Raw genomic sequence first — 6,143 nt, 5'->3', positions numbered from 1 at the left:
CTTTTCGGTCTGACACGCGAACGGGTGCGGCAGCTGGAAATCCGGGCGCTGCGGAAACTGCGCGATTCAAAACTTTCAGGCGATATGTTCGATTACTTTTCATGAGGAGTAATGCCATGAAGCGATTTCTGATCTCAATGACCGCCGTGCTGCTTTCTGCCACGCCGTCAAACTGGATCTGGTTATAATTGGAGATTTCATTGATCTTCTTGATTTTGTCAGCCACCAGATTGGAGGCCTTGGTCTGCTCCTTGGTGGCATCGGCAATGGTGCCGCTCATGCTGGCGATCTTAGTGATGGTGTTTCTGATTTCATCAATGGCCACATTGGCCCGGGAGGAATTCTTTCTGGTGAGACCCATTTCGTCAACGCACAGATTGGCATGATCCACCGCCTTGGCCACCAGAGCGTGCAGATCATCGATCATGCTCCGGATGTCCTTGGTGCTGCTGGCAGTAGCCTGAGCCAGGTGCCGCACTTCATCGGCAACCACGGCAAAACCCCGGCCGTACTCTCCGGCGCGGGCCGCTTCAATGGCGGCGTTAAGAGCCAGCAAATTGGTCTGCTCGGCCACGCCGCTGATAATATTGACGATCTTGTTGATCTCCTCGCCCATGCTGTTGATATCGGAAATTACCTTGGCGGTATCGTTAAGCCGATCCTCCAGACGTTCCGTTGTTTCAATGGTTTCGGACATGATTTTCTTGGAATCGCTGGTAAGATCCTTGGCATTGCGCACCTCGTTCAGGGTCTGCTCCGTGGCCACGGAAACCGCCTGCAGAGCCTTCAGCATTTCTTCGATGGAACTGGATACGGCCAGAGTTTCCTTGCGCTGGGCATCGATGGATTTATGAGCGGAATCAGAGGCCTGCAGATTGCCCTGCGAAGCCTTCTTCAGATTGCTGGAGGCCTCGGAAATCTCCTGAAGCACCCCGCCCACGTGCGCGGTAAGGTTGTTAAGGTAAACGGCAATTTCGCCGAATTCGTTCTTTTCAGATACCTTGAGATCCTTTTCCATATGGCCCTTGCTGATATCGCTGAGGCCGCTCACTATAAGTCTCATGGGTCTTCTGATGCTGAGACTCAGGGTAATGAGAATAAGACCGGAAAGCAGCACCGCGCCCAAAAGAGCGATAAGCATGGTGCCTCTGGCTGAAAGGTAGGTGTCCTTGGAAACGTTGGTGGAGTTGGTCATCATTTCCACGGCGGCATTCTGAATAGACAGAATCTCATTCTTGATGAGATCAATGGACTCCGCCGACTGTCTTGCGGACTCATCGAGAGCGGTCTGCACCTCGATAAGCCTGGCATGCTCATGCAAAAGTCCCTTGGGATCAGTCATATTGAACTTGAAGTTTCTGAAGTACTGTCCCATATTGTTGTCCACCTCGGGCATTTCCACCCGGAGAATGTTCACCAGTTCTTCAAAAAATTCGTATCTTTTGGCGACAAATTCCAAACCGGCCTTGATCTCCTTAAGGTTCTCCTTGGAGAGAATTTCATCGGCCTTGGCTTCCACCGGGCTCTGAGCGGAGGTCATGTTCATGAACTGCTCTGCCACATAGTCATCAAAAATGGCCGCCTTGAGGGCCTGTTCCTCGGAATGAAAGAGAGTCAGCCAGGTGCGGTACTCGCCCTTGTTTTTGTTGGAGGCCTTTTTGAGCTTCATGAGAGACTCCACCTGCTGCGGCATCTTCTCGGTGGCGTCAAGATAATTCTTAGCGAGGGATGACAGGGTGGTCACATGATCCATTACCCCGTCAAAGTTCTGGGCGGTTTCAGTAAAGGTCTCCAGAGAGGTGATAAACATCTTCCGGCTTTTGGCGAGACTGGCCACGTCCTGCTCAATCCGGGAGAAATCCTTTTCGTTCAGCAGGGTTACCAGATCCCGGTTGGTCAGGAGCATGTTGATTTCTATTTCGTTTGCCTGATTGAGAATCGGCTGCACGTCGTCAGTGATGTATTCGATGGATGAAAACACTGACCGTCCGCTGGAAATACTCAGCATGGCCAGTCCCACCAGAAAAAGGATTAATATGCCAAAACCGATGTAAACACTATGAAGAACTGACTTTCCGACGTAAGACCACAGTCCCAGGGTAAGGACTTCCTTGTAATCTATGCGGCGAAGCTTCTCTTTAACGGCTTTTAACAGATTAATAACACTCATAAGGATATTTCTTCAAATGAAGACCCGACAGCTTCCGGCGTATGACGCAGCCCGGTTCTGCATCCTCAGCTCCGGAAAGGGTCTTAACTGCTACAGAGCAATACCTTTTATTTTTATAGTACATTGCGCGCGGGGCTGTTCAATCTCAACCCCGTTCGTACATTTTTAGATCATTTCCGCAAAAAATAAAGGCAACGTCATCAAATATCAGAATAACGCTGCCCTGAAAAGTTAATTTTGTGAAGACCGGCATAAAACGACGCCGCCGATCTCAGGCATTTTATGCCCGCCCGCGGGGATTACAGACGCAGACTGGCCTTGTAGCGAGCCGAGATCTTATTGATCTTCTTGTAAATGTCGTGCACGGTCTTGAAGAAGTACACCTCCACCTGAGTCTGGCCGTCCTTCTGCTGCAGATAATTGAAGTACATGGTGCCGGGGCCACGCTCCTTAAACATGTTGTCATAGTACTTCTTGAGCTTCTTGGAGGAGGCGTCATATTCCGGGAAGGCCGGAAGAGCGCTATCCACCAGAGTTTCAAAGGCATTGTAGCTGTTCTGCATCTGCTGCGTGAAAACCTGCATGTCATTGCTGCTGAAGCTGGATTCAAAATAGGACTTCATCATGGTTTCCAGCATGGAAGCCGCATCCTTCACCTTGTTGAAGGTTTCCAGCTGCTCCGGGGTAAGATGCCGGTGCGCAATAAGGTTCTGGGCATGATTGATATCGTTGAAGATGGACTTGAGATCGGCTACCTGATCATCGATCTTGAGCTTGCGGGCGATAAGCTCATTCTGCATATTGGCATATTCTTCGCACTTGATGAGCAGCTCGGAAAGGGTATCGGTGATCTCCTTGATATTGCCGGCTTCCGGCGCATAAGGATTGTTAACCAGACTGTTAATGGCATAGCTCAGCTCTTCGCGGCTGGCCCAGAGCTCATCGCGGTTTACCAGAAAGTCATCCCTGTTGGTGACATTGGTAATTATCAGCATGGAGGTTTCATAACGATGGAGATCTGATTCCAGATCCGCCAGATAGTAAGCGCTCTTCAGAGCCGGAATGTCTGCCTGGGTAAGTTCCTTATCATCGGCCCAGGACTGCCCGGCTATGGACATGCTCAGTGCAGCGCCGAGCACGATACTGCCCAGAAGGCTTCTGCCAAATCCGGAGTATTTGCTGGTAAGGGTATTCTTTGTCATTTCAATATCTCTCAATATTTTAAGCGGCGCATCTCGCTGTATGCAGGGGGCTAATTATCACCATCCGTCCGTCACCAAATCCTGCCAAAGATGCCTGTTTCATAATTCTAAAGAATAAGATAATTTCTGTTTGAACAAAACGTTTTCAAAAGCATGTTTTAGTGATCTTTTTCACAAAAAAAGGCCGGTACATACCAGCCTTCCTGTAATGCTATGTAACTGCGGCTAAGCCGCTCCTGTCAGCAGCCGTCTTTAAGAACAGTGGTCTTCACCGTGGCCTTGGTGCCGCTGATATCTACCTCGTATACCATGGCGCAGCTTTGCTTTTTATGCTCATCAGTATCATCTCCAGCAAAGCCGGCAGAACTCTTAGGCGCAAAAGCAATCTTGGTGTTATCGGTAACTTTGTACCAGCACCAGTCCTCAGAGGAATCACAAGCGACTGTCGTAGTAGCAGTATTGCTGAAAGACTGCTGCAACAGCGACATAATGCCGTTCAGGGATGCTGCCGGATAACCGTAAATGGTGCAGACCTTTGTCATGTCATCTTCAGTCTGAGTAGGGGAACCGCACGCTGCAGAATCTGTCTGTGAAGTACTTCCAAGAGCGTACTTCATCTTGTCAGAACCATTAAGAATGGACTTGGCATGCCCCATGTTAACAGCGCTCTTGATAGCGCCCTGAAGGCCCTGAATCGCGGAAACTCTGGCATCCTTCTGGAGATCCATAAACTTGGGAGCGGCAGTGGCGGCGAGAATGCCCAGAATCACAATGACCACTACAAGCTCAATTAAAGTAAAACCCTGATTAGCTTTCATAAAATTCTTTCTCCTGCAAACGTTCTGAAAACAACGTTACAACTTAATAACCGAGGCTCAGCCGCTGTTATCAGCAGCCGCCCTTAAGAACAGTAGTCTTCACAGTGGCCTTGTCGCCGCTAATGGTCACCGTATACTCCATGGCGCAGCTGGTGCTCTCAGCGCCGGTATAGCCGGCGGAACTCTTAGGAGCAAAGGCAAGCTTGAGATTATCGGTGACTTTGTACACACACCAGTCTTCAGAGGCATCGCAGGCCGCATTAGCTGCATCAAAAGCTCTGGGATCTGAGCTTACAAAAGACTGCTGCAACAGTGACATAATACCGTTCACGGATGCTGCCGGATAACCGTAAATGGTGCAGATCTTAGCCATGTCATCCTGAATCTTTAAATCATCGCCGGTGCCGCAATTAGCGGCCGTTGTATTGTCTTTGCTTCCGATAGCGTACTTCATCTTATCAGAACCGTTAAGAATGGACTTGGCATGCCCCATGTTGACAGCGCTCTTAACAGCGCCCTGAAGGCCCTGAATCGCAGAAACTCTGGCATCCTTCTGCAGATCCATAAACTTGGGAGCGGCTGTGGCTGCGAGAATGCCCAGAATTACAATGACCACCACAAGTTCGATTAAAGTAAAACCCTGATTAGCTTTCATAAAATTCTTACTCCTGTAAACATTCTGAGCCCCGGGCAGTTAAGGAACCTCAGATTAAAAAGCAAACTCCAGTGCTTTTGAGAAAGTTAATGCAGCATAAAAACCCGCGCAACGCACGAATGCAACAGCATCTCCAAATATACTGGGTTCTATTACCTAGCATCAATGATAGCGGTTAAAGCGCCGGTGACTTTAAACGATATTTCCCAAACTTTTAAGCACTTCAAACTTTTAGGATTTTCACCCCCTGAAAACGTTACCCCCGTCGTAATTACGGCATCGGCAAGAGGGGACTCAGCTTGGGAAATGAGCGGTTTAAGACCTGATTTCCGCCCCTGAAAACAGGGCTGTTCGCTGCCGGAAACTAAGGTTCATCCGGCAAATCAGGGGCGTTTATTTTCTCAGGCAGCACAGATTGCTTGCACCCTTAAATCCCGTTCAGGCCTCTCATGGCTCTTTTGCCGCATTCCGCCGCTTGCGGGGGCTGGTATCTTTGGAGCCTTTGGGCCTTCCGGGTTCCCGTTTGGGCGGCAGGATGATTTCGCCGCTGGCAATTTTTCTTTCCCGTTCCAGAGTGGCCTTGTTCTTTGCTCCCGGGGGCCGCCCTATGGTATGCCGCACGACAGGCGGAGCTTCGAGACCGTCCCGGCTCCGTTGCTCCCGTTCCAGAGTTTTCTTATTTTTTGCGCCCTTGGGGCGTCCGCCGCCCTTTCTCTTGGGCTGCGGCGGATCTTCCGGGGGATTAGCCGGAACACCCGAGGATTCCGGCAAGTCAGCGGCAGCAGGAGCTTTCTTGGGCTTTCCTCTCTGATCTTCCTGCTCCCGAACCTTCTCTTCAATTATGGCTTTTATCCGAACCTGACCCTCCGAGCTGGCAATGAAACACTTCCGGGCAAAAATCAGGTTCCTGCTTACCCGGTCTTTGAGAGGGATATCCTCTGCATCGCAGGGAGTGATTTCTTTTCCGGAACGCCGGGCATGGAACGGCGGGGCTATGCCGAAGGCTTCGTAAAGCTGCCGGAGCCGGGGAGTTTGCGCGCTGGCGATAAAGATCCCAGGAAAGACATCTGCCTTATGTCCCCTGAGTTCCCGGAAAAGCTCCCGGGAAGACAGGCCCGCTATCTCCGGATATGCCTGCTGCTTAAGGAACTTCGCGAGACGTCGGCCTTCTCCGGAAGCTGACTCCGGTTCAATCTCGAATATGTCTTCTTCATCACTGTCTTCATTACTGTCTTTATCCCTGTCTCTCTTAATGTCTTCATCCCCTTTGCCGCAAGACACCTCCGGAAGCTCCAGAT

5 protein-coding genes and 1 pseudogene are annotated in these 6,143 nt (G+C 50.3%); 1 reads left to right on the top strand and 5 read right to left on the bottom strand.

Annotation, left to right across the window (positions count from 1 at the left end):
- The first annotated feature begins 24 nt into the window (after nucleotides 1-24).
- Nucleotides 25-105 (top strand): hypothetical protein, encoded by an 81-nt coding sequence (locus ACJROR_RS00525; RefSeq protein ID WP_406545391.1) that lies wholly within the window; start codon nucleotides 25-27, stop codon nucleotides 103-105.
- Between the two features lie 148 nt (nucleotides 106-253).
- Here ACJROR_RS00525 and ACJROR_RS00520 read toward each other — a convergent pair.
- The 5 genes and pseudogenes from ACJROR_RS00520 to ACJROR_RS00500 form a co-directional block, all read right to left on the bottom strand.
- Nucleotides 254-1,063, bottom strand: a pseudogene (locus ACJROR_RS00520) (methyl-accepting chemotaxis protein); the annotation flags it as partial.
- Nucleotides 1,064-2,469: 1,406 nt separating this feature from the next.
- Nucleotides 2,470-3,372, bottom strand: a complete 903-nt coding sequence (locus ACJROR_RS00515; protein ID WP_406545390.1) for a hypothetical protein — start codon at nucleotides 3,370-3,372, stop codon at nucleotides 2,470-2,472.
- Between the two features lie 239 nt (nucleotides 3,373-3,611).
- Nucleotides 3,612-4,190, bottom strand: coding sequence for a type II secretion system protein (locus ACJROR_RS00510; protein WP_406545389.1), 579 nt, complete (start codon nucleotides 4,188-4,190; stop codon nucleotides 3,612-3,614).
- A 70-nt stretch (nucleotides 4,191-4,260) separates the two neighbouring features.
- Entirely contained in the window at nucleotides 4,261-4,845 is a 585-nt protein-coding gene (locus tag ACJROR_RS00505) for a type II secretion system protein (protein ID WP_406545388.1), read from the bottom strand.
- 447 nt (nucleotides 4,846-5,292) lie between these two features.
- On the bottom strand, nucleotides 5,293-6,143 hold an 851-nt coding region (locus ACJROR_RS00500), incomplete at its 5' end, for a hypothetical protein (protein WP_406545387.1).

The sequence above is a fragment of the Succinimonas sp. genome (assembly GCF_045225735.1).
GTDB lineage: Bacteria > Pseudomonadota > Gammaproteobacteria > Enterobacterales > Succinivibrionaceae > Succinimonas.
This window is presented reverse-complemented; position numbering and strand designations above follow the sequence as displayed.

Coding starts and splice junctions, on each gene's coding strand:
- ACJROR_RS00515 (WP_406545390.1), bottom strand. CDS start 3,372: ATGACAAAGAATACCCTTACCAGCAAATACTCCGGATTTGGCAGAAGC.
- ACJROR_RS00505 (WP_406545388.1), bottom strand. CDS start 4,845: ATGAAAGCTAATCAGGGTTTTACTTTAATCGAACTTGTGGTGGTCATT.
- ACJROR_RS00510 (WP_406545389.1), bottom strand. CDS start 4,190: ATGAAAGCTAATCAGGGTTTTACTTTAATTGAGCTTGTAGTGGTCATT.